The sequence below is a fragment of the Endozoicomonas sp. Mp262 genome (genome assembly GCF_025643335.1).
Taxonomy (GTDB): Bacteria; Pseudomonadota; Gammaproteobacteria; order Pseudomonadales; family Endozoicomonadaceae; genus Endonucleibacter.
Window position 1 is genome coordinate 839,311 of sequence record NZ_CP092489.1, and the last position, 24,175, is coordinate 863,485.

The window sequence follows — 24,175 nt, forward strand, 5'->3', positions numbered from 1 at the left end:
AGGACGCCAAGGATGGCCTTTAAGCACCTTAGCTCTGAAGAGAGACATTATATCGAAATCGAACTGAAAAATGGGACTTCTCAAAATAAAATTGCAGAAAAACTCGGGCGTTCACAGAGTTCGCTGTCACGGGAGTTAGGACGCAACACAGGGCAGCGTGGTTACAGGCACCAGCAGGCTCATCGTAAGGCTCAACAGCGTCATAAGGAAAAACCCAAGGCGGTGAAGTTGACGGAAGATATTAAGCGACGGATTGCTCAAGATATCCGGGCTGACTGGAGTCCTGAGCAAGTGGCTGGAAGGCTTGAAAAAGAAGGGATAATCAAGTTGCATCATGAGACGATTTACCAGTTCATAGAGGATGATAAGCGCACTGACGGTACCCTGTATAAACACTTGCGCCATCAGAAAAAAACGTACCGAAAGCGATATGGTTCAGCTCATAACCGAACAGGCATACCTAACCGGGTAGGTATTGAAGAGCGCCCGGAGATCGTCAACAACAGGGGGCGTGTTGGTGACTGGGAGGCGGATACCGTAATCGGCAAAAACCATAAGGGTGCCATTGCCACACTGGATGAGCGAAAGACTAAACTGCGCCTTGCTGTTCCGCTGCCAGGAAAGAAAGCAAAAGCGGTTAAACAGGCAGTGATTGATACACTCAAGCCCCTGAAAAGGTTTGTTAAAACGATCACTTACGACAACGGTAAGGAATTTGCTCAGCATGAAGCAATCAACAAAGCCTTGAGCTGCGACAGCTACTTTGCTGTGCCCTACCACTCTTGGGAGAGAGGCCAGAATGAGAATGCCAATGGGCTGCTCAGGCAGTACTTTCCCAAATCAATGGAGCTTCATAACGTCAAAGAAAGAGACGTTATCATTGCGGTAGACAAGCTGAACAGCAGGCCCAGGAAATGCCTCGGTTACAAAACACCATATGAGGCATTCAAAGAGTTAACTGGAGTGAATGCAAGAAAAGTCATGGGTTATGCATTTATGACTTGAATTCAGGTGTTATAAAAATTATTGCTCCAACAGATAAAAACAGTAACCACTTTCTTTTCATCAATACCCCCGGATTTTTACCGCTGGATATTACTGCTTTGCACCCTCCCGGAACATAAGGAACATAGGCGAAAGCATTCGACAAGCCGCACTTGTCATAAAAATATCACATGAACAGCAAGGCTTTCAGATCCACAAATCAAAAATTTTACTTTTTTTTATGGTGACGACTCATGTCGCAGACATGTCACTTTTGAAGAAATTCAGGCATAAAAAAAGGGCTTCCTAACTAGGAAGCCCTTCTGCTATCTGGTGGGCCCAGCAGGACTCGAACCTGCGACCAATGGATTATGAGTCCACTGCTCTAACCAACTGAGCTATAGGCCCAAAAGTGGATGCGATTATACGCAGAGATCGCCCTTTGCGCTAGTCCCTTTTGCGCAGAAGCGGTAGAGAATTCGTATTTTGATCCGCCCTCTGGACACTTATTGCGCAATCCATGGTCTAAATTAGTATTCAAACTATAACTAAATCTATCTGGTAGTACTTTGAGGGCATTTACTGGTTTTCGAAATATTCTGTTAATCATCCTGCTGCTATTAATAGGTGTGCTTTCCGGCTGGCTGCTGCATGACCACCTGACCAGAAAAGAGGATAATAAAAAGACCTATCTGCCAGCACCGCTCAAGCTGGAGCAAGACGCTCAGCCGATTCTGTTTCATCCCTCACCCATTTATGAAAACCAACCGTCTTCCGAGGATCTTTGGGCATTTCAAGCTTCACTGGATGAGGGCCGGTACGACGATGCATTAACGCTATACCAGGTTCATGAGCATTCAGAATCAGTACTTTACAGGCAATTAAGGCAAACGCTTCTGGCTACCCTGCAACAATGGGCACAGTCAAAGAACTTTAGTGCCTGCATTAATGCACTGGCACGATTTACCCAATATTATTATCAGGATATGGAATTATTGAAAATCCACTCGATAGTTCTGGAAAGTAATCAGGATATCTCTCCGGCCATTGAGGTGTGTATTAGTGCCAGATCCTTTGCATTACGGGCTGATGATCTGGCCTACTTTGATGACAATACCCACAGGCTCACCCGGCTGCTGTTTAGTTTTAATAGAAAGCAGGACAAGCTGGAAAGTAGCCTGTCCCTTTTCCAAAAGCTGGCATACCTTGAGCCTGACTATAGCTTCTATCGCTATGCTCTGGCGGAATCCTACCTGGCAATTAATGATGTAGAAAGCGCTGTTCGGGAGCTGGAAGCACTCCTGCCGGACCATCAATTTGGCTCAAGGGCAGCCCAGATACTGGCGGAACTATTCCCGCCGGTTCCTGATGAGCCAGAAGATATTCCGCCTGGAACAGTACCTTTGATCGCTTCAGGAGGGCATTTTCTCACGGATGTCCAGGTTGGTGACAAACAGCGGGCCAGATTGCTGATTGATACCGGTGCCTCAGTAACAACACTGCCACAGCGTATTCTTCAGGAATTAAAGCGTAAAAAACAGGCCGCAAGGGTTGGGCATGTGGATCTCAAAACCGCCAGTGGTTTTCACTTTTCACCGTTATTTCGGGTGAAGCGTTTTCAGGTGGGTCAATTTGTGCTCAAGGACCTGGATGTTGCCGAGCTCGATTTTGATTCCACAGAAACCGCTGACGGCTTGCTGGGTATGAATGTCCTCAACCGTTTTATATTCCAGATAGACCAGGAAAAGCAGACCCTGACACTGATTCCACGCTATTAGATGGTTTTGACTGCCTTAATTCCACTCTAGTGCTATGATATAGCCCTGATTGTCATAGCTTCACCGACCCTATGGCCGGTGTTCTGTATTTACGGATAACTGAATAGAAAACTTCATGCAAGACTGGCTAAGCACTGCAATTTCTGTGCTTGTTATTTTACTGATCATTGGATTCTCCCTCAGGCGATTTTCCGGAAAATCCGGTAACAAACACGCCCTTAAAACAACAAATTCCCCGGCATCAGAGCCCAGCGGAGGTAGTAGCGATATTTTATCCAGCAATGAACCCCCAGCAGAGAATAAGCATATTATTCCTCGAAGTGAGCACCCGATCTCCAGAAAACAGATCAGCGATAATGCATTAAAAGTGCTTCACAGACTGAATAGTCATGGGTATGACGCCTACCTGGTGGGTGGTTGTATCAGGGACCTGTATCTGGGGTTACACCCGAAGGATTTTGATGTCACCACCAATGCAACGCCTGAGCAGGTCAGAAGGCTGTTCCGTAACTCGCGCCTCATTGGTCGACGGTTTAAGCTGGTTCATATCCTCTTTGGCCGGGAAACTATCGAAGTTGCAACCTTCCGGGCCAGCCATAATGCCGATCCCAAAAGTAATAGCCGATGCCATTCACACCATTCGGAATCCGGCAGGATATTACGGGATAATGTCTATGGATCCATGGAAGAAGACGCTGAACGAAGGGACTTCACCATCAACGCCCTGTACTACGACAGCCGTGACTTCAGCGTAATAAACCATTGTTGTGGTGTTGCTGATATTCACCAAAAACAGCTACGACTGATTGGTGATCCCGTTCGACGCTATCATGAAGACCCTGTCAGGATGCTGAGAGCGATCCGGTTTACCGCTAAGCTGAACTTTACTATGGCACAGGAAACATCTGATCCGATCCTGGATCTGGGTCACCTGCTACAGGATATTCCCTCTGCCCGATTATTTGATGAAATATTAAAGCTTCTGCAGTCCGGCTATGGTGTCAAAACCTTCAAGCTGCTCAGGGAGTTTCACCTGCTGGAATACCTCTTTCCTGCAACCCACTCATGCCTGGAAGAGGATAGCCCGCATTTTCTTGCCCTGATCCACGAAGCACTTATCAGTACGGATAAACGAGTCAAGCGCAACCGTCCGGTGACTCCGGCCTTTCTATATGCGGCTTTGCTCTGGACACCTATGCAGCGAATGACTTCCGAGCTGAAAAGCCAGGGAGTTCCTCCCATACCGGCTTCCCAACAGGCAGCCATGACCGTGCTTCAACAACAGGCTGGCCATACCGCTATTCCAAAGCGGTTTACTATTGCTATCAGGGAAATCTGGGATCTTCAGGGACGCCTTGAACGAAGGCAGCCTAAAGCCATTGAATCGTTACTTGATCACCCGAAGTTCCGTGCTGCCTATGACTTTCTAATACTTCGGGAACAGTCAGGCGAGCAACTGGATAATGCCGGACAGTGGTGGACTGACATCCAGGAAACAATAGACCCGGATCGGCATGCCATGATTCAGTCCCTGCGACATAATAATACGGGGAAAAAAGGCAGTGGCAATAAACGCCGGAGACGGCGTAAACCAAAGAATAACAAGCCACAAGGTGAAAGTGTCGCTTGATGGTTAGTGATTAAAGGGGGAATAGTCTTGGGTATCCCTACTATTCCCCCTTTACCGATAATGGACATTAGCTGTTGGCTACAGTCCTGTCTCAAGAGGTCTCGATGTCTGTTACCGCTTATATTGCCTTAGGCAGCAACCTGGAAAAGCCCGGGCAACAACTTCAAAGGGCTGTTGATGAAATTGATAGTGAGCACTGTATCCAGCTCCTGCACTGTTCCAGACTGTATCGAAGTGAGCCTGTGGGACCTTCGGGTCAACCGGATTATGTTAATGCGGTTATTGCCATAGAGACAGAGCTGGCCCCTGAATCCTTGCTTGATACCCTTCAGGCCATAGAAAACCGGCATGGACGGGTACGGACGGTGCGATGGGGACCAAGAACCCTGGACTTGGACATTCTTCTTTACAGCGATCAAATCATTAAAACCCGTCGCCTGACAGTACCTCACTATCAAATGCATCTGCGTAACTTTGTGCTTTATCCACTCAACGATATTGCACCTGACCTGAGCATACCTGGCGGCAATAAACTGTCATCCCTGCTGGAGAAAAATGATCCCGATGGGTTAGATGTTATTGCGGAAAGTTACCCCTGGCTTTGACCAATCAGCCAAAATGCATAGGGCGCTTTTTATGGCAAGATTCGCCCTATTCTATTGATAGCTAAACCGCACCCACTGTGTAAATCATCATTTGATGCATCCGTGAAAGGCGCGGTTTAGTCATTAACGGCCGATATTCCGATCATCAATAACCAGCTGTCCTGCGCCTACCCGGTCGCCGCTTTCTGCAAACACAGCATATTCACCATAGCTCCGGTTTACCATACGAAGGCTAGCCCTGCCACTCTCATTAATATCACCAGAGGCTACTGTGTGACCTGCCTGGTTTTTTATAACCACTGTACCCTCTGAAACAGGCTGGTCACCATCCCAAACTACAACATTGGCCATTGAACCAAAAAGATTGCTATAAACCTTTAAATCTGCTGCAGAAACAGGTGTGGCAAGCAGAGCCATAACAGTAGCAATCGAGATGTATTTAATGGATTTCATGATATATTTCTCCAATGAATTAATTCCATAGTTATCAGGAAATAGCGCCTGCCGTTAGTGCTGCTTTTTTATAACGCTTTATCTCCCTCCCTCCGACCATTTAATAATATAAACACCCTTTATATTTAAAAAGTCTCTCAGAGAAAGTTTTAATAAACATCCTACACCCTAAATTGCAACCATTAATCCATTATTGTCTAATAAAAAAACAATTCAGCTATTTAATCTCATCTATTGACTACTTAGTGTAAATTTATGACTCGAACCTAATTTAATTTTCTATAGAATGAAACAACTCTGTCAACGAATATTTACTCAAGCTTTATAAAAATCAGCTTGCCTGAACATCCAGTCATTTTTGGTCGAACCGTCCTGGCAAACTATGGCTTCCGGTGCCAATGGCAAGACTGTTTTTTGATCCGGGTGAGCAATGCATGCTGCCATTAACTGGTGGTAGTGAGCTTCGTTGGCCTTTCCCTTATTTTTAGTACAGCACTCCTGACAAGGTTTTTTATTATTGCAGGAGTAAAATAGCCCAGTTCCATCGATCGGGAGCAAGTAGTGATTTTTCAAGTTCCCGCAGTGAAATTCGAATGCCTTCAGTAATCCGCCCCTTTGGACGTTAGACAGCAATGTCTTAAAAGGCTTTTTGAACTCTACGGGATCTATTGGATCCAGGATTTCCCGCATACTGGTATCACAGGGAGCACGTTTTTTTATCTGATACAGGTGCTCAAGGTTATGCCTTACTTCTTGCTCTGTTTTATCACGCTCAAACGAGAGGAGCGATGGGTACTTGAGATGCATCATGGCAAAAGCGGACATGGAGGCATCATGTATTGTTATTTTTCTGGAATCCTTGTTTGGTCGGACATCTGGAATTTGCTCATAACTTTCAGAAATCGTAGTAATTAAACTGTTTGCACAAAGATGCTTACGACTTTTTTGGAATGGATAAGCCATGAGAGACAGCCATTGATAAAGTATCCCTATCAAAAGTAGACGTTATTTTGTGCGAAATCACTCCATTTGGAATTTACTGTAAGCCTTGCTGTTGCAGTGATTTAATTGATGTCACGGGAATAGCTGCTGAACATCCTTATTTTCAATCAAAGAAATTTTCTAGTCCTCCTTCCTCTGATCTCATATTTCCAGCGGCTTCTGATTTTAGCGCCTATACTCGAAATTCATTATTTCCAACAGCATTTATAACAAGGAGTCCCCGGTGAAACTCAGTTTTGATGCCCCGCTGGCTGTAATCCTTTTTGCCGTCACTTCTCTGGTACAACCTGTCTTTGCAGAAGGGACTAAGCAAGTGCTATACGATCAACTTCGTCGTGAAGCCTATGATATCTCCTATCCCGAAATAGATTATTCAACCCTGGAAAAAGTTATTAAAGCCAGGCAGGCTTTTCTAATTGATGCCAACAGTGAGAGAGCCTATAAAGAAGAAGGGCACCTTCCAGGCTCATACTCTCTCGCCAATTTGGATGAACTGAAAAAAAACCTCCCAATTTTGAAAGAATACCCCATCATTGTTTACTGCTATCGAGCTGAATGTAATGCCTGGCAACGTGCTGCCGATTTTGCCAAAGCAATGGGTTATAAAAATATCCTGCACTTCAAGCCCGGATTAAAAGGCTGGAGAAATAAAGGAGGGCTTCTGGAAAAATGAAAAGCCAAATAACAGCCGTAACATTCTATACTCGGTGACACAGGCCCTACCTTTTAATGTTAAATGTTATTCCAGTACTTTTTAATATGCTGTATAACCCAGCGTGTCACTGGACTATCAGAACAGGTCTTATTCCAGATGATATCAATTTTGACATTGTTGTCCTGGCCACCAAAGGGAGGCTTGAACTCGAACAATGTCCCCTTGTTCAGCTCTTGCCTGACCATATGCCTTGGCAAAACCCCCCAACCTACGGCACGACAAACCAGTTCCTTTACCCCCTGATAACTTTCCACTTCGATCATTTTCGTCGCACCAAGCATTAGCATTTCTTCAGTTATAGCCTGGCGCCCACTATTAATGACAGCCTGAAAATGATTCAATTCCCGCTGCGAAGGTTCTGCCGTTATTTGGTTCAGAGGGTGCCCCGGAGATGCAACACAGGCAAAATTCATGGTTCCCACTGCATAGGTTAAACAGTTCTCAGGCACATGGCTACGACTAACCCCTAATCCAACCGAGGCTATACTTTCAGAGACAATGCTCACCAAATCGCCTGCCCCGGGGCTTAACCACTTTATTCTTGTTGCAGGGAACCGCTGTGTAATTTCTTTTAACAGTTCCGCTGACTGTGAAAACGGCAATGTATTTTCCACCGCAATAGGAAAGAAAAACTCCTCCTGCCGCAATGCACCTTCTACTTTATGAATAAAGTCTGCCTCTACCTGCAGAAGGTTCCTGGCATAAGGCAACAAAGCACTACCCGCATCTGTAAGGCTCAAGTCATTTCGGCTGCGTTTGAATAATTCCAGGCCAAGGTCAGTTTCAAGATGAGCAATAGCCTGACTCATGGCACTTCTGGATTTTGACAGTTTAGCTCCAGCCTTGACCATTGACTGGTAATCAGCGGTATAAACAAATGCCCTAATTTGATCCAGCTTCATACTCAATGCTTCCACACTTTTTATATGCATACTACTGGGCTACCCTTCGAATAAAGCTGACTTGGATCAGCTTGCCGGGATTACGGGTAGCCACTTTCTACAAATAGAAATTTATTTTTTCCTTTCTTTCACCACAGAGGCACAGAGAACAGAGCATTTTCATATAACTTTTAAAAAAACTCTCTCAGGGCGATCGGTTTGCAATGGATATCCAGTCTTTCAACCAATGCACCATCGCTCAGAGATAGCAAATAATCAACAGACTTCACTAAATCTTCAGGCTGTATTTTACTAGCATTGTCCATTAATCCATCATCGGTCATATCCGTATTAACAACACTGGGACACAAACACGTCACCCTGACATTGTGGGATAACAACTCTTTAAACAATGCCTTTGAATAACTGATTATTGCAGCTTTGGTTGCCGAATAAGCACCTATTTTAGGAACACCCAGGATACCTGCCATAGAAGCAACATTAATAATATAACCGGCTTGATTCTGTCTCATTTGCTCAGCCACTTTATTACCAATCATCAACAGGCTTATGGCGTTGACGTTAAAAAGATCCCGTAGCTGATCACCTTTGATGTCAACCATACCACTTTCTATAATTCCGGCATTATTAAATAACAGGTCAATAGCTGGATGTATTTCAAGGATTTTCTGAATTTCTTTTTCGGTAACTGTAGTATCAACCAAGTCCAGAGGATAAAGACTGATATTGCATTCAGGATAAGTTGACAATAACTGGCACCTTACCTGATCAAGCCTCTGTGGATTATTTGCTATCAAAACCAGATCATACCCTATGGATGCCAGATAATCCGCCACTGCCAGACCTATTCCACGGCTTCCACCAGTGATCATTGCCTGTTTTTTCATGTAGTACACCTTATTGATTATCTGATAGAAACTCCAAAGCAGGAGCTAGCAAACAGTATAAATCAATTCCCGAGGCAAACATATATTGGAACTATATCCAACAAAACAGGTCAAACCTGCCAGTGATATATTAAATAAAACAGGCATCTTTAGTACTTTCCAAGAGATAGCTTGCAAGGCCGACAAATATAAGAAACATGATGCATAAGCAATAGGCTTTATTAAAATGAAAAATATGTTTTTAGGTGTTTTTTTAACTGCATTCTTTTGCTTAAGTCATGCTGGAGTTATTTCTTATTCATATCAAGCAAAACTAAACCCTGACTCCATAGAAGAGCATAGCCATCAAGTTTTAGAGGCATTCGAAGGTTTTTTAGATGCACCTCATATAGAAAAAGCCGCTACCATTTTTAAAAACAACAATTTCAATCGCGCTATAACTTATCAATGTCTTATAGGTATAGGTTTCTTCAATAATCACAATTCATTTGGCAAACTAAGATTCCAGCAAAAAATAGAAGCCATTTCTGATTACACCAATTTTCTTTCAACAATAGCATCCCCTTACGAATTATTCTTCAAAGAAAATAAAGCTCATGATCAGCTATTCCCGTGACATCAATTAAATCACTGCAACAGCAAGGCTTACAGTAAATTCCAAATGGAGTGATTTCGCACAAAATAACGTCTACTTTTGATAGGGATACTTTATCAATGGCTGTCTCTCATGGCTTATCCATTCCAAAAAAGTCGTAAGCATCTTTGTGCAAACAGTTTAATTACTACGATTTCTGAAAGTTATGAGCAAATTCCAGATGTCCGACCAAACAAGGATTCCAGAAAAATAACAATACATGATGCCTCCATGTCCGCTTTTGCCATGATGCATCTCAAGTACCCATCGCTCCTCTCGTTTGAGCGTGATAAAACAGAGCAAGAAGTAAGGCATAACCTTGAGCACCTGTATCAGATAAAAAAACGTGCTCCCTGTGATACCAGTATGCGGGAAATCCTGGATCCAATAGATCCCGTAGAGTTCAAAAAGCCTTTTAAGACATTGCTGTCTAACGTCCAAAGGGGCGGATTACTGAAGGCATTCGAATTTCACTGCGGGAACTTGAAAAATCACTACTTGCTCCCGATCGATGGAACTGGGCTATTTTACTCCTGCAATAATAAAAAACCTTGTCAGGAGTGCTGTACTAAAAATAAGGGAAAGGCCAACGAAGCTCACTACCACCAGTTAATGGCAGCATGCATTGCTCACCCGGATCAAAAAACAGTCTTGCCATTGGCACCGGAAGCCATAGTTTGCCAGGACGGTTCGACCAAAAATGACTGTGAAAAAAATGCCATTAAACGGTTGTTTGCCACCATACGAGAGCATCACCCACGTCTAAAGTTCGTTATTCTTCTGGACAGTCTTTATGCTGACAACCCCACTGTCCAACTGATTAAGAGTTATGGCTGGCATTACATCATTGTCGCGAAAGATGGCAACCATGCCTCGCTGGTTGAAGCGATGGATGAGCTGGATAAAGAAGGAAAAGTTCACCGTGCTGAAAAAGTTAATGAAGAGACTGGAATTAAGTGGTGGTTTCGCTATGCCAATGACGTCAGGCTGAACAAGGCAAAATATGCAGAACAGGTTAATGTGCTTGATTTTGTCGAAACCGATAAAAAAGGTAAACAGCATATCTGGTGCTGGGTGACTGATATTCCGCTTAACGAAGAAACCATAGAACCCGTCATGAAAGGAGGGCGCTGCCGATGGCATATTGAGAACCAGACGTTTAACACCCTGAAAAATCAAGGCTACGATCTCGAACATAACTACGGTCACGGTGAGAAGCACTTAGCCACAAATCTGGCCTATCTGACGATGCTTGCTTTTCTCGTAGATCAAATACAGGAACTGTGCTGTCCCCAGTTTCAGGAAGCTTTAAGAACCCGCTCAAAAGGAGTCCGTATAGCATTATGGAAATGGATACAGGGCTATTTTTTGCATTGGCTGATAAAAACGTGGGAGGGGCTTTTTTACACAGTAACTCATGGTATTGAAGAGAAAAGGGTGATTCCATTCGATACATCATAACCGGCCATATCGTAGCTACGTTCAGGGGTGACATTTTTTCTTTAAAGCTCCGCTTTGTTAATTGGCGGCTCAGTTTTGATCGGCTTCATTATTTTTGCTGCCTTATTGTCAATACCAACGATCATCGACGTTCATCATGCGGGAATAGCTGGCTCATGATCTAATAGCGCGTTTTTCGAAAAATAATGAGGCGGTTGCTCTTTGTGAGCAAGCAGCCGATTTTAAGGCGAGCTTAATCATAGACAATGAAGATGAGATTTCTTCTCCAATATGTCAAACCCCCAACTTTAAATCAGTTGATGAAGTTAAAGTTTTTTTTGACAATACTTCTTGCAGTTCTAGAAGCATATTAGAATCCATCACCCCAAAAAGCAACAAATACTTATTAAAAGAACTCGCATCCCTTTTATTGCCTGACCTTGATTTTGATCGTACGTCACCTCTCCCCAAGGAGAGTTTTGATATGGAAAAAATTAGAATCATGCTGACTTCTGGAAACAGCACTGTAATCAAACATGCTCTCCTGAAAATCGAGGAGGATAATTTCACACTCATCGGCATCGCCAATATTAATGGACAATTCTCTGGCCATTTTAAACGGTTAGGAGAAAAAAGTGCTGAAAGTCATAGAATGCTGCTGGTAGCTCTCAACTACGAAGTTTTAATGGATAGAGACATTATAAATAGACTGGATGGATTTATTTTGCCCGGTAATGATGACACTTATAACAGCGTTAGAAATTATTCCTTTCTTCCCTTTTCATGGAATGATATGCAGCCGGGGATGACTCATGAGACTGAGCATTTATATCAATTAATATACAGCTATGCTATGGATCGCAAGATGCCATTATTAGGAACCTGCGCTGGAAACCAACATCTTGCCCTACACCAATATGGAAAACTGGCTAAACTTCCTCGTCCATTTACTGGTTATATTGATGTAACGCTGGTTCCTGCAACCTTAAATCACTATATGGCTATGAATCCCTCAGAACAGCTTAAAGCCCTCAATCAGTGTCATTTGCCTGAAATGACAGTTCAGGGCACCGTAATGCATTCTTATGCCATAGAGGAACCTGGGGAAGATGTTGTTGTAGGGGGATATACTCCGGGGAAACGTCATCCGGTTATTATGGCCGCCAGTATGGGAGGGCATATTTCAACCTTTCAGTTTCATCCTGAGTATGCGTATAAGGAAGGAACCGATGGAAAAGATATTAATTCCAACATTATTGACAATTTTATACATCAGGTGAGCGCTTATCACACGATGAAAAGCAACGGTGCAGCCTTTTATTACCATAGGGATATGCAGTCGCTGCTAAGACGATTAAATGACTGCCAGGAATCAAGATTTAAAGCAGATGAAAAGAATGAAGTCTGGTTTTCAGGCCGTACATCTTATAAATACACTATGCCTGTATCACAGAGAAAACTATCTGTTCAACTAACCCCAGGGGTTGACTTGTCAGATTACAGCCATTCAGAAGACGAGTTGGAATGGGTTCTCATCAATAATAAAAACGGTATGTCATTAACTATTGATAAATCGAACCCCAGGCAAGTGATCGAGCTTATCAGAAAATGGTAAAAGCAACCCTGTGAAAAGGTAGCAGGAATCATTTTTTATACCCAATAACAGCATGTCTGCCACTGCTATTGAGTACGCTTAGTCATGTTGTACCGCTCTTCCCTATTTTCGGCTAGTGAAACTCTACAGAGAAAGTCACCGGCACCGCATAGCCAATACTATCCAGCCCTGCTAACTGACGAAGCTTGTCAATACCTTTCACCATATCAAACTCCCGGGCATTAATAATCAGAGGCTCGATGGTTGTAACACTCAGCCCACCACTTTTCAGGCGAATCACATTGACCTTGGTAGTCACGGGTACTTTTTGCCCATGAAGCTCCAGCTCACCATCCAGGGTCTTTGGCATCACTTCCCCTTCAGGCAGTGAAGCAACCAGTCCTGAGTCAATATTTGCAGTAAATCGGGCTGTAGCAAATGTTGATACCTCAAATAGGTAATCCCGCATCCGCTGATCACGAATACCAATTTTGCTATCAATACTGGCGAGATCCAGAGTCACCTCGGCCTTATTTCCCTTATACGATCCAGACAAATTCTTAATGCGGTGAACCTCTGCAACCTGATTTTGCTTGATGCTGATAAAGGTCAGTGAAGACTTATCATTGATCAGCGTCATATCTGCAAAACCAATAGTGCTAAAGCAAAAAGCCATGATGGCAACCAGCAACTTATTCATAGTTCATTCCCAAATAGTTGTTATTTTTCTAACTGAACAATATCTTAAATAAAAAGGAAGTTATATCAATCCATTGACCTTCAGCACCTTAAAGATTTTTTTGCCGCTTCTCGCCAAAGAGCTAATATCTCCAAAATCCGGCGTCTCCCCATGACTCAATTTATAGTCCCAGTTATCAACTTCCGACTCAAGGTACTCTAGCAGTTTTTTTGAGCAGCCCTTACAAGACCCGGAGCAGATATCTGACTCTGGCATATCAAATGGAATTTCCTCACGAATTCTTCCGATCAGTTCCCTCATTGCTTCACTGGTTCCCGGTTTCAAACAATCACTCTCTTGCCATCATGCATTAATCCTGCCAGTTAATGATATCACCATTCCACAGGGGAGAGTGGTCGTTTGGAGAGCCATTATAATTAATGGTAATCTCTTCATTGGCCAGAATTTTTTTGATGGACCTGAACTCGATCATTTGCTCTTCAGGCTTGACGATATAGACCGCATTCGGTGTATAAGAATGGTTGTAGATCGAACCAAGACCCAAGGCAATGGCACCCGCTGAGGACTCCCTGCCCCAAGAGAAGTAATAGTTATACAGCATGGTATCATCGATTTTTGCCAGCTCTTCTGCCGGAATTTCGAGAACCGGACAACGCTCTATCAGCTCATCACGGAGAATCTTTGAGTCTGAAAAAACACCCCGCCCTTTTGCGCCACAACTTGATACATAGAGCATTATACAACCCCACAGATACATACTTTGTTTTTATTATTCTGTACACCAGGACATCATAAAATGGATTTGCGCCCGCAATAAAGAGGCACAGTGATCAAATTATAGTTGGCTCGGTTGAAGCCTCAGGAAAAAGCGTCACCATATCCCCCCGGTGCCACTGGGGATATTTGTTCATCACTGCGGCAAATAACGGGCTTTGTATAAAGGTATTTAGCCAGCACTTGATCTTTAGGTACTGGCTTTCAGCAAACCAGCGCTTATCCACTAAAGAAAACTGGCGAATAAAAGGCACAATGGCGGCATCACTGAAACCAAACCTATTGCCTTGAAGATAATGACCACTGTTCAGACACTGCTCAATTTCAGCCAGAAAATGTTCACATTGCCTGCGGTAATCTTCTTTACTCTGTTCAGGATAACGATCAGCATACTTATAACGATCCAGCCAATGCTTGAAGTCTGTATCATTTTGCTTAATCAGTGCCGTTAGTTGCTCTCTGGCTTTTGGAAACTCTGCGTAACACCAGTGGTCAGGATCATTCTGTTGCAAAGCCCAATCCATAATATCAAGGCTTTCATCAAGCACCTGTCCATTCTCAAGTACCAGGACAGGCACTGTTGCCTTACGGGATAAGGCCACCAGCTCTTCTGGCTTATCCCTTAAGACAACCTCTCTTAATTCAACCTGAACACCACAATAATAAAGTGCAAGTCGTGCCCGAATGGCGTAGGGACAACGCCGAAAGGAATATAAAACCGGCTTTTTTAATTGCCCCATCAAACCTCCTCAGGTACAGAGATGGTAATGATATTGCCATTCACTGAGAAGGATTGTAGAAAACGGGCACGATCAATACGGTAATGTGACCACTGCTCACCTTCTTCAGAGGACGGGTGATGAATAATGTAGCCATCATCATGGATACCGATGATAAGCACTAAATGACCGCCCTTCTTCTCCGGGTTAAACCCACAGCTCACCGAGGCAATAACCAGACGGTTTTTCTCCAGTTCATCATCAATTATGCCAAGCTCCGTACCCACACTCTGGCATAGACCTGAAATGCCATACTCGCTGGCCACATCAAGCAACCCCTGATGAATCCAGCCAACGCCTTTCATATAACCATCAACTGCCAGCCCTTGCTCAAGCAAAGCCTTTAACGGAACCACTTCACCTGTTATCCGGGCTATCACCATTTTCAGGCAGGCCAGTCCACAAATGCGCTTTGTCCAGGATTCAGCCTCCTCCATGGAGTCAAACCCTTCCTGTTGATGGTTGGCCTGTGTCAATCGCTGTGAATAAAAGGGTGTGTCTAGCATACTCTCAACTTGATAACGTTCTTTGGTCATTCAAATCGTACTACTGATTTGGTACTACTCTCAATCCGCTATTTTATGTCCATATTGTCGTTAGCCTGACAGCCTCCTATAATGCCTCTTCGTTTTTTCAGCCGAGCTGCTATATGGCCCGGCATCTGCAACCCAACTGGGGTTTTCCAACCCATGAGCAAAACTAAAGTACTGACTGGTATCACAACAACAGGCACTCCGCACCTTGGTAACTACGTGGGAGCCATCAAACCTGCCATAGAACAAAGTTGGCGTGATGATATCCAGTCCTACTATTTCCTGGCGGACTACCATGCGCTAATTAAGGGACGCGATCCCAAGCGCATTCATCAATCCGGTCTGGAAATTGCTGCCACCTGGCTGGCTCTGGGATTGGATACGGATCGGGTAACCTTCTACCGTCAGTCTGATGTACCGGAAATCATGGAACTGAACTGGATTATAGGTTGCATGACCGCAAAGGGTCTGATGAATCGCGCCCATGCTTATAAAGCGGCAGTCCAGGCCAACGAAGAAGCCGGTGAAAAGGATCCTGATAAAGCGGTGACTATGGGGCTGTTCTGCTACCCGGTATTAATGGCCGCCGACATCCTGATGTTTAATGCCCACAAAGTCCCTGTTGGCCGTGACCAGGTACAACACCTGGAAATGGCCCGGGATATTGCGGGTCGCATGAACCATCACTACAAAACCAAGTTCATCTTGCCTGAGGCCATTGTGGGCGAAAATACCGCGGTTCTGAATGGGCTTGATGGCCGCAAGATGAGCAAGAGCTATGACAATACCATTCCTCTGTTCTGTACTGAAAAGAAACTGCTGAAGCTGATCCGTAAAATCAAGACAAACTCCCTTGAGCCAGGCCAGCCTAAAGACCCGGATGGCTGTACACTGTTCCAGATCTTTTCCGCTTTTGCCAATGAAGCAGAAATTGCCGAGAAGCGTAAACAGTATGAAGCTGGTGCTGGCTGGGGCGACCTCAAGAATCAGCTGTTTGAATACGTTAACGCCCAGCTGGCGGATGCCCGCGAGCGCTATAACACCCTGATTGAAGACCCTGCCTTTATTGAAGCGGAACTGAAAAAAGGTGCAGAAAAAGCGCGTGCTGAGGCCACACCGTTTATTGCCAATATTCGTAAGGCGGTGGGTATCAGTCCGTTTGCCTGACTTGGGTTGAACCTAAAATGCTCATGACTGATAGAACCAGCCATAAGCGTTTGTACCCGCAAAGCTGTGATCATATCACTCACAAAAAAAGACATATAAATAATTTACAACTGAAACGCCGCTTGTTCTGGCTCATAACTAAATGAGCGAAGCGGCTGCTTTCTCTCTTCCTTCAAAATAGTTTTGTTTGACTCTAATAAATAGCGCATTACATCGGCAACAGCATGGGCTAGCTCACAAGGTACAGCATTGCCTATCTGCCTATATAGTGCCGATTGCCTACCATGTAAAAGATACCCCTTTGGAAAAGATTGCAGTGCCAACGCCTCATCGACTGTAATACGCCTTAAGTAACTAGGGGCAGACTTAAAACCATTAGGCTCTCCCCCCTCTAACAAATGAGAATGGTATCCATGTATCCATTCCTCTCTGCTTTCGTATAGGGCTGCTTCATCAACTATCGGAGTTCTATTACCCCCCATACTTGCAGGCAAGGTTGAGGCATAACCGTCAAGCTTTAACGGTCTTCCTTGTCCATTAAACATCATGCCCGCATAAGGCGATTTTCGGAGAACTGGCTTTGAAGCAATAGTAATCTTTGCATTGCATACATGCTCATTTCCTACCTCACCCGGCTTTGGCAGTCCTTGTAATGTTTCGCGTACAGTACGCGCTCTTACCTTTCTTAACTCAAGGAATGAGCGAAACTGTCTTTTATCAAATTCCTCTAACATGCCAACAAAGAACATTCGCTCCCGCGCCTGCGGCACTCCATAGTCAGAAGCATTGAGTACGATCAAATCGGTTAAATATCCATACTCATTGGCTTTTCGCCTTAATTCACTCCTAAATGACTCGAATTTACTCAACAGTGCTAGAGACTTGACGTTTTCCATCACAAAGCATTTAGGCTTTACACGACGGACAACCTCCATAAATGACATGACTAGTTGACTTCTAGGGTCATTAAGATCCATCTTACCTGCTACGGAAAATCCCTGACATGGTGGACCACCAAACACACAATCAATATCATCAATCGAGTTCAACTCGTGCATCCAATCTTCAACACATCCACAGCGGATAATATTTCCATGATTAAGGCTATAGGTTTTACAAGCATCCTTATCTATGTCATTAGCCCATACAGGCTCAAAGCCTGCATTAACAAACCCCACATCCATACCGCCCGCACCAGAGAATAAAGATATCGATCGCACTAGCACCACCTAAATATTCGATTTTGGAATATTTCATATTATAGCTTCTAGTAAAGCACACATGAAGAACAGAACTACGACTATTCATGACTCGCGATACAAGGCTCTCATTAGACGCGTTACAGAGCTTAGAAAACTAACTGGATTATCGCAAAAGGAGTTAGCTCAGCTATTCCCGCATGATGAACGTCGATGATCGTTGGTATTGACAATAAGGCAGCAAAAATAATGAAGCCGATCAAAACTGAGCCGCCAATTAACAAAGCGGAGCTTTAAAGAAAAAATGTCACCCCTGAACGTAGCTACGATATGGCCGGTTATGATGTATCGAATGGAATCACCCTTTTCTCTTCAATACCATGAGTTACTGTGTAAAAAAGCCCCTCCCACGTTTTTATCAGCCAATGCAAAAAATAGCCCTGTATCCATTTCCATAATGCTATACGGACTCCTTTTGAGCGGGTTCTTAAAGCTTCCTGAAACTGGGGACAGCACAGTTCCTGTATTTGATCTACGAGAAAAGCAAGCATCGTCAGATAGGCCAGATTTGTGGCTAAGTGCTTCTCACCGTGACCGTAGTTATGTTCGAGATCGTAGCCTTGATTTTTCAGGGTGTTAAACGTCTGGTTCTCAATATGCCATCGGCAGCGCCCTCCTTTCATGACGGGTTCTATGGTTTCTTCGTTAAGCGGAATATCAGTCACCCAGCACCAGATATGCTGTTTACCTTTTTTATCGGTTTCGACAAAATCAAGCACATTAACCTGTTCTGCATATTTTGCCTTGTTCAGCCTGACGTCATTGGCATAGCGAAACCACCACTTAATTCCAGTCTCTTCATTAACTTTTTCAGCACGGTGAACTTTTCCTTCTTTATCCAGCTCATCCATCGCTTCAACCAGCGAGGCATGGTTGCCATCTTTCGCGACAATGATGTAATGCCAGCCATAACTCTTAATCAGTTGGACAGTGGGGTTGTCAGCATAAAGACTGTCCAGAAGAATAACGAACTTTAGACGTGGGTGATGCTCTCGTATGGTGGCAAACAACCGTTTAATGGCATTTTTTTCACAGTCATTTTTGGTCGAACCGTCCTGGCAAACTATGGCTTCCGGTGCCAATGGCAAGACTGTTTTTTGATCCGGGTGAGCAATGCATGCTGCCATTAACTGGTGGTAGTGAGCTTCGTTGGCCTTTCCCTTATTTTTAGTACAGCACTCCTGACAAGGTTTTTTATTATTGCAGGAGTAAAATAGCCCAGTTCCATCGATCGGGAGCAAGTAGTGATTTTTCAAGTTCCCGCAGTGAAATTCGAATGCCTTCAGTAATCCGCCCCTTTGGACGTTAGACAGCAATGTCTTAAAAGGCTTTTTGAACTCTACGGGATCTATTGGATCCAGGATTTCCCGCATACTGGTATCACAGGGAGCACGTTTTTTTATCTGATACAGGTGCTCAAGGTTATGCCTTACTTCTTGCTCTGTTTTATCACGCTCAAACGAGAGGAGCGATGGGTACTTGAGATGCATCATGGCAAAAGCGGACATGGAGGCATCATGTATTGTTATTTTTCTGGAATCCTTGTTTGGTCGGACATCTGGAATTTGCTCATAACTTTCAGAAATCGTAGTAATTAAACTGTTTGCACAAAGATGCTTACGACTTTTTTGGAATGGATAAGCCATGAGAGACAGCCATTGATAAAGTATCCCTATCAAAAGTAGACGTTATTTTGTGCGAAATCACTCCATTTGGAATTTACTGTAAGCCTTGCTGTTGCAGTGATTTAATTGATGTCACGGGAATAGCTGGAGTTAGCTCAAGCTATTGGGGTTTCCCAGTCAGATATTTCGAAAGTCGAGCGATGTGAGCGACGCCTTGACATCATAGAGCTATACGACGTTCTCTGGTATTTGGCACATCAAGACCAAAATCTTTTTGATAAGTATCTAACAGAAATTTATGAAACTTTCCGTAAACCATAGCGTAGCAAGAACAATCTTGAAGAGCGCTGTTGAACAAGTAACTCGCAACAATTACCAGACCTGTCCCGAACTTGCTGACAACATCAGGCTCATAACACTTGGGACACACCTTACCTACAGATATGTTCTACTCACTGGCATTCTTTCAAAAGCAGCAAACCCCGAGGTAAACCCTCTTGTATTGCAAGTTAAATCAGGGCTACCCGGAGCTTTTGATGCGCGCTCTGTATGCCACAAAGTAATAGTGCCTTTAGAAAAAGAGCTACTGGGAAACAGGCTTGGTGCATCAAATGAGCCATACCTCAATAAACCTGCAAGGATTTCCTGAAATGTCTAAGGAGAACGCAGTACGCAGAGGGAATGACCTGCTGCTGAGGGATAAACTAGTAGATGTACTAGAGTATATGCAGGACAAAGATGGCGACTACTCTTTTAAGGCTCTCTGTACAGTCATAGAGGCCATTTTTGAGCGTCCATCACAAGACCTTACCGAAATAACCGAGAACCTACCATCTACACTATTTTCGCATGATATTCAGTCAATATTAGCTGACTTCATAAGCCAGTCTTGGGAGGGACAATCTGCTGCTCTTGCTACAGGTATATGCTTTAGCTTACTTAGAAAAGAGTTCTTATCCACTGACATTGAAGTAAAAGTACATCCTGCAAATCAGGCTGGTTCCTCATCAAAAGAAGTACTGGATATTGATGTGTATCATCAGAACCAGATTGAAACAGCCATTGAAGTAAAGGATAAGCCTTTCTCACCTAAAGATGTAGAACATGCAGTATCAAAAGCTATCAAGTCTGGCCTCCAAGGAACCATTTTCGTCATAGGGCCACAGGCTCATTTAACTGAGCAAACCCTTGATCAGGTAACAGCTTATTGGAAACAAAAAAATATTGCCCTAACATTTATCAAGTTAGAAGAACTGATTGGCTTCACTGGATATATGACTCCAGCCATTGAATCTGGAACGTTAGTAAAGATCATTCAAAGCAAGCTTGAAGGAATGAAAGCCAAGGATGAGCTGAAGAAGCATATTTATTTGATTTTTAAGAAGCGCGGCTGGATATAAACTCACCTCATAAAGAGGCGGATTATCACCTCTTTTAGAAAAGAGTATTGCTTTGTAACCTGCCATGTCCCAGCCATGAGCATTTATTGTGATTTCAGCAATCTCACCCTATGAAAATCATTTACGGCCATCAATTCTACAGAAAAGAGGATAAGTAATCGATGATTCCAGCACTAGAAGCATTGAAACGACTACAGGAAGGGAACCGTCGATTTGCATCCGGGGTCATGAGCCTGGATAAACTGGCCAGTGCCAATAAACGCACGGACCTGGCGGCAGGACAGGAACCCTTTGCCATTATTCTTGGCTGCTCTGACTCCCGGGTGCCTGCCGAGTTTATTTTTGATCAGGGACTGGGCGACCTGTTTGTTATTCGGGTAGCCGGGAATGTGGTGGCTCCATCCCAGGTGGGAAGTGTGGAATTTGCCGCCGAGTGCTTTAATACCCGACTGGTGGTGGTGCTCGGCCATTCGCGCTGTGGCGCTGTTACAGCAACCCTGGAAGAAATGAAACGCCCCACCAAAAGCCAGTCACGCAACCTGCGCTCGATTGTTAACCGTATCCGCCCCTCAATAGAAGGGCTTCTGGAAGAAGAAAGCCCCAGTAGCCATGAAAAGCTGATGCAGAGGGCCGTAAGGGCCAATGTCAGGGCATCCGTCAATCAATTAAAACATGGCTCAGAGATTCTGGAGCAGCTTACTGAAGAGAACGGCCTGCTAATCGTCGGTGCCGAATACTCACTGGACACAGGCCTGGTTCACTTCTTTGATGGAGTTCCTTTAGACTAGCCCCTTTACGCTCCTTCTTACCCTGGGTTTATTAGTGCCTTCGGTTACCTTTTTAGGGGCGCGCTGGCCGTCTTTATGACCGGGTTTTGGTTTCTTGGGTTTCTTTGGCTTGGCTGGGCGATGGTTTAACCGGGACTCAGGCAGGTCATGGACTGGCTCAAAACCATCCATCAGCTGACGGGGCAACAATTGTTTGATCAGTCTTTCAATATCGGAAAGCTGCTTAAACTCATCCGCACTGACCAGGGATACCGCCTGTCCACGGGAACCCGCCCGCCCGGTTCGACCAATACGATGAACATAGTCTTCAGGCACATTAGGTAAATCAAAATTGACCACTTGGGGCAGCTGGTCAATATCCAGTCCCCTGGCGGCAATGTCTGTAGCTACCAGTATACGGGTATCGCCATTTTTAAAATCTGACAGCGCTTTAGTCCGGGCATTCTGGCTTTTATTACCGTGAATGGCGGCAGCCTTAATCCCTTCCTCATCCAGGTAGCGAGTCAGACGGTTCGCTCCGTGCTTGGTCCGGGTAAATACCAGCACTTGCTCCCACTTCTTTTCAATGATCAACTGGGTTAACAACGCCGGCTTGCGCTTTTTATCCACAGGACAAATCCACTGCTTGACCGTTTTAGCCGTGGTGTTTCTAGGACTCACTGATATCTCTACGGGATTATTGACTAGCCCTTTAGCCAGTGAGCGAATCTCATTGGAGAAGGTGGCAGAGAACAGCAGGTTCTGACGGTTCTTCGGCAGCAAGGCCAGAATTTTACGAATATCATGGATAAAGCCCATATCCAGCATTCGATCCGCTTCATCAAGAACCAATACTTCCAGCTGCTTGAATCGCACTGCATTCTGGCTATGCAGGTCCAGCAAGCGACCGGGTGTTGCCACCAGAATATCCGCACCCCGGCGCAGCCTCATCATTTGAGGGTTGATTTTCACCCCTCCGTAGACCACGGCAGAGCTTAATCGCAGATTTTTACCGTAAGTGGCCACACTGTCTCCCACCTGAGCGGCCAGTTCCCTGGTGGGTGTTAGCACCAGCGCCCTGGCCTGGTTAGCCCGAGCCCGCTCACCTTTGGCCAGCCGTTCCAGAATAGGCAGGGTAAACCCTGCGGTTTTACCAGTGCCCGTCTGTGCTGCCGCCATGACATCCTGGCCTTTTAGCACGGCAGGTATAGCCTGGGCCTGAATAGGAGAAGGGGTCTTGTAGCCTTGCTCCGCTACGGCTTCAAGAATAGGGGCAGATAAGCCCAAGGAGGCAAAGCTCATATCATCGTCTCGTTGCTGCTTTCAAAAACCCGCCTATGAGAGTCCACCTCTGCTTTAGCGGGCGTGCAGCTTACCGAAACTTGCGGATTAGTGCTATTTTTGCTCTGGATTTCTCCTGAGAATCAAAACTTGTAACTTAAACCAGCCATTAGCAGTAATGATTTCTCCTCATAAAAATCAATATTGGAGTGGGTATAGTTATAGCCTGTTAAAGCGATAAAATCCCAATCCTTCAGGCTGAATGGCTCATCATAAGAGTAGGCAAGAAATGCACTATAACGATGGTCTTTCTGTTTCTCACCGAAAACCGGGTTAGTCTCATCAAAACGGGCCTGTTTATAACTGAGGGTCAGAGCCAGGGTTGAGTCAGCTTGCATGCTGACTATCCCGCCTTCAATACCATAGGCATTACTTGCCATGGCATCTCCATCCGCCTTGTCTTTCATATAGATAAGGGCGCTTCTTAGGAATAAATTCCGTGATAGCTTATAGCGATGGCTTCCTTTGGCCAAAAAAATATTCCCTTCCCTCTTCAATAACTCCTGCTGGGCGTCGGTGTAATTCCTTTGACCACTCTTTTCTTCATCTACCTTTGTTTTTCCCGCAGCCAACTCAATAGAAAAGTCAGACCCCATGATGTTCTTATATTGAAAACGAACAGCCTGCCTTTTTTGCCTGGTTTCCTCCCGGTCTTCCCCGGTGATAAACGGATCTGCCCAGGTTTTAGTTGAAATGACTCCGGGAATAATACTAAAAGACATCGTGCCATTTTGCTGGAATGACTGCCGGTACCCTGCCTCTATGTAAAAATTACCTAATGCCAGGTCAGAACGGCTGGATCCGAAAAACAATTGCCTGTCCTGATCTGCAAAGGTGTATCGCACCAGTCCCATAGGAGCCATCAAATACTTACCCTGACTGCCGCCCGATTGATCCAGGGTACTGGTGGATTTATTGTCGGTATTGAATTGAGAATGCTTGTGAGTGAAGCCGGCAAGAATCGACACTTCACCACTAAAGCCCGGTTCCCATTGCTGAGGCGGCTGTGCTGCTGCTACAGCACTCATTGAATAAGCTACAAGCCCAACGGATAACTCTTTCAGCATATCTATTCCCTGAATTATTGTGTTTATTTTGGGTATTTTGCCCCGATCAGATAAGCCAGTAAGTTTTATTTTTCAATGAAACATACCCATTGCACTTTATAGCGGATAACCCTTCAATCAAACAAGTGTCGTGTGTGCA

At 44.6% G+C, this 24,175-nt stretch carries 25 protein-coding genes and 1 tRNA gene; 12 read left to right on the plus strand and 14 right to left on the minus strand.

Translation table 11 applies throughout. The features are described from left to right. Positions 1-12 precede the first annotated feature (12 nt). Complete coding sequence (locus MJ595_RS03670; RefSeq protein ID WP_263078067.1) at positions 13-1,005, plus strand: IS30 family transposase; 993 nt, start codon at positions 13-15, stop codon at positions 1,003-1,005. Positions 1,006-1,315: 310 nt separating this feature from the next. On the opposite strand, the gene MJ595_RS03675 is transcribed toward MJ595_RS03670, so the two are convergent. Continuing rightward, positions 1,316-1,392: transfer RNA gene (locus tag MJ595_RS03675), tRNA-Ile, on the minus strand. 161 nt (positions 1,393-1,553) lie between these two features. Between MJ595_RS03675 and MJ595_RS03680 the strand changes: the two genes are divergently transcribed. From MJ595_RS03680 to folK, 3 genes are all read left to right on the plus strand, one after another. Beyond that, positions 1,554-2,762: an aspartyl protease family protein gene (locus MJ595_RS03680; RefSeq protein WP_263081176.1), complete on the plus strand. Its 1,209-nt coding sequence runs from the start codon at positions 1,554-1,556 to the stop codon at positions 2,760-2,762. Between the two features lie 115 nt (positions 2,763-2,877). Then, positions 2,878-4,392, plus strand: a complete 1,515-nt coding sequence (pcnB, locus tag MJ595_RS03685; protein ID WP_263081177.1) for a polynucleotide adenylyltransferase PcnB — start codon at positions 2,878-2,880, stop codon at positions 4,390-4,392. 104 nt (positions 4,393-4,496) lie between these two features. Then, entirely contained in the window at positions 4,497-4,997 is a 501-nt protein-coding gene (gene folK, locus MJ595_RS03690) for a 2-amino-4-hydroxy-6-hydroxymethyldihydropteridine diphosphokinase (protein ID WP_263081178.1), read from the plus strand. A gap of 123 nt (positions 4,998-5,120) precedes the next feature. On the opposite strand, the gene MJ595_RS03695 is transcribed toward folK, so the two are convergent. Both MJ595_RS03695 and MJ595_RS03700 read right to left on the minus strand, forming a co-directional pair. Continuing rightward, on the minus strand, positions 5,121-5,450 hold the full coding sequence (locus MJ595_RS03695; RefSeq protein WP_263081179.1) for a hypothetical protein: 330 nt from the start codon (positions 5,448-5,450) through the stop codon (positions 5,121-5,123). A gap of 315 nt (positions 5,451-5,765) precedes the next feature. Next, entirely contained in the window at positions 5,766-6,413 is a 648-nt protein-coding gene (locus MJ595_RS03700) for a hypothetical protein (protein WP_263081180.1), read from the minus strand. A gap of 262 nt (positions 6,414-6,675) precedes the next feature. Between MJ595_RS03700 and MJ595_RS03705 the strand changes: the two genes are divergently transcribed. After that, positions 6,676-7,125 carry a rhodanese-like domain-containing protein gene (locus tag MJ595_RS03705; RefSeq protein ID WP_263081181.1) on the plus strand — a complete coding sequence of 150 codons (450 nt, stop codon included), beginning with the start codon at positions 6,676-6,678 and terminating at the stop codon, positions 7,123-7,125. Between the two features lie 59 nt (positions 7,126-7,184). On the opposite strand, the gene MJ595_RS03710 is transcribed toward MJ595_RS03705, so the two are convergent. Then, positions 7,185-8,099 (minus strand): LysR family transcriptional regulator, encoded by a 915-nt coding sequence (locus MJ595_RS03710; protein ID WP_263081182.1) that lies wholly within the window; start codon positions 8,097-8,099, stop codon positions 7,185-7,187. Positions 8,100-8,239: 140 nt separating this feature from the next. Next, positions 8,240-8,956: an SDR family NAD(P)-dependent oxidoreductase gene (locus MJ595_RS03715; RefSeq protein WP_263081183.1), complete on the minus strand. Its 717-nt coding sequence runs from the start codon at positions 8,954-8,956 to the stop codon at positions 8,240-8,242. A 226-nt stretch (positions 8,957-9,182) separates the two neighbouring features. Between MJ595_RS03715 and MJ595_RS03720 the strand changes: the two genes are divergently transcribed. The 3 genes from MJ595_RS03720 (at position 9,183) to MJ595_RS03730 (ending at position 12,645) form a co-directional block, all read left to right on the plus strand. Then, the gene (locus MJ595_RS03720; RefSeq protein WP_263081184.1) at positions 9,183-9,572 is read left to right on the plus strand and encodes a hypothetical protein; all 390 of its coding nucleotides are present in this window, start codon (positions 9,183-9,185) and stop codon (positions 9,570-9,572) included. A gap of 111 nt (positions 9,573-9,683) precedes the next feature. Continuing rightward, entirely contained in the window at positions 9,684-11,051 is a 1,368-nt protein-coding gene (locus MJ595_RS03725) for a transposase (protein ID WP_263078002.1), read from the plus strand. A gap of 463 nt (positions 11,052-11,514) precedes the next feature. Next, positions 11,515-12,645, plus strand: a complete 1,131-nt coding sequence (locus MJ595_RS03730) for a gamma-glutamyl-gamma-aminobutyrate hydrolase family protein (RefSeq protein ID WP_263081185.1) — start codon at positions 11,515-11,517, stop codon at positions 12,643-12,645. 112 nt (positions 12,646-12,757) lie between these two features. Here MJ595_RS03730 and MJ595_RS03735 read toward each other — a convergent pair whose 3' ends face one another. From MJ595_RS03735 to MJ595_RS03755, 5 genes are all read right to left on the minus strand, one after another. Continuing rightward, positions 12,758-13,324 (minus strand): YceI family protein, encoded by a 567-nt coding sequence (locus MJ595_RS03735; RefSeq protein WP_263081186.1) that lies wholly within the window; start codon positions 13,322-13,324, stop codon positions 12,758-12,760. Between the two features lie 60 nt (positions 13,325-13,384). Then, on the minus strand, positions 13,385-13,624 hold the full coding sequence (locus MJ595_RS03740) for a hypothetical protein (protein WP_263081187.1): 240 nt from the start codon (positions 13,622-13,624) through the stop codon (positions 13,385-13,387). 49 nt (positions 13,625-13,673) lie between these two features. After that, complete coding sequence (locus MJ595_RS03745) at positions 13,674-14,060, minus strand: SET domain-containing protein (RefSeq protein WP_263081188.1); 387 nt, start codon at positions 14,058-14,060, stop codon at positions 13,674-13,676. Between the two features lie 94 nt (positions 14,061-14,154). Next, a complete protein-coding gene (locus MJ595_RS03750; RefSeq protein WP_263081189.1) occupies positions 14,155-14,838 on the minus strand; it encodes a glutathione S-transferase in 684 nt (227 codons plus the stop codon). Continuing rightward, the gene (locus tag MJ595_RS03755; protein WP_263081190.1) at positions 14,838-15,413 is read right to left on the minus strand and encodes a C39 family peptidase; all 576 of its coding nucleotides are present in this window, start codon (positions 15,411-15,413) and stop codon (positions 14,838-14,840) included. The genes MJ595_RS03750 and MJ595_RS03755 overlap by 1 nt, the downstream gene beginning before the upstream one ends. Before the next feature lie 153 nt (positions 15,414-15,566). Here MJ595_RS03755 and MJ595_RS03760 point away from each other — a divergent pair, with 153 nt between their 5' ends. After that, positions 15,567-16,577, plus strand: a complete 1,011-nt coding sequence (locus tag MJ595_RS03760; protein WP_263081191.1) for a tryptophan--tRNA ligase — start codon at positions 15,567-15,569, stop codon at positions 16,575-16,577. Positions 16,578-16,681: 104 nt separating this feature from the next. On the opposite strand, the gene MJ595_RS03765 is transcribed toward MJ595_RS03760, so the two are convergent. Continuing rightward, complete coding sequence (locus MJ595_RS03765; protein WP_263081192.1) at positions 16,682-17,797, minus strand: DNA cytosine methyltransferase; 1,116 nt, start codon at positions 17,795-17,797, stop codon at positions 16,682-16,684. Positions 17,798-18,114: 317 nt separating this feature from the next. Continuing rightward, positions 18,115-19,482, minus strand: coding sequence for a transposase (locus MJ595_RS03770; RefSeq protein WP_263078002.1), 1,368 nt, complete (start codon positions 19,480-19,482; stop codon positions 18,115-18,117). A 277-nt stretch (positions 19,483-19,759) separates the two neighbouring features. On the opposite strand from MJ595_RS03770, the gene MJ595_RS03775 reads away from it, so the two are divergent. The 3 genes from MJ595_RS03775 (at position 19,760) to MJ595_RS03785 (ending at position 21,649) form a co-directional block, all read left to right on the plus strand. After that, the gene (locus tag MJ595_RS03775; protein WP_263081193.1) at positions 19,760-20,110 is read left to right on the plus strand and encodes a restriction endonuclease, SacI family; all 351 of its coding nucleotides are present in this window, start codon (positions 19,760-19,762) and stop codon (positions 20,108-20,110) included. 1 nt (position 20,111) lies between these two features. Further along, positions 20,112-20,861, plus strand: a complete 750-nt coding sequence (locus MJ595_RS03780) for a restriction endonuclease, SacI family (protein WP_263081194.1) — start codon at positions 20,112-20,114, stop codon at positions 20,859-20,861. 161 nt (positions 20,862-21,022) lie between these two features. Beyond that, positions 21,023-21,649, plus strand: a complete 627-nt coding sequence (locus tag MJ595_RS03785; protein WP_263081195.1) for a carbonic anhydrase — start codon at positions 21,023-21,025, stop codon at positions 21,647-21,649. On the opposite strand, the gene MJ595_RS03790 is transcribed toward MJ595_RS03785, so the two are convergent. Continuing rightward, positions 21,641-22,930 (minus strand): DEAD/DEAH box helicase, encoded by a 1,290-nt coding sequence (locus MJ595_RS03790; RefSeq protein ID WP_263081196.1) that lies wholly within the window; start codon positions 22,928-22,930, stop codon positions 21,641-21,643. The genes MJ595_RS03785 and MJ595_RS03790 overlap by 9 nt on opposite strands. Before the next feature lie 122 nt (positions 22,931-23,052). Further along, positions 23,053-24,036: a DUF2860 domain-containing protein gene (locus MJ595_RS03795; protein WP_263081197.1), complete on the minus strand. Its 984-nt coding sequence runs from the start codon at positions 24,034-24,036 to the stop codon at positions 23,053-23,055. Positions 24,037-24,175 lie beyond the last annotated feature (139 nt).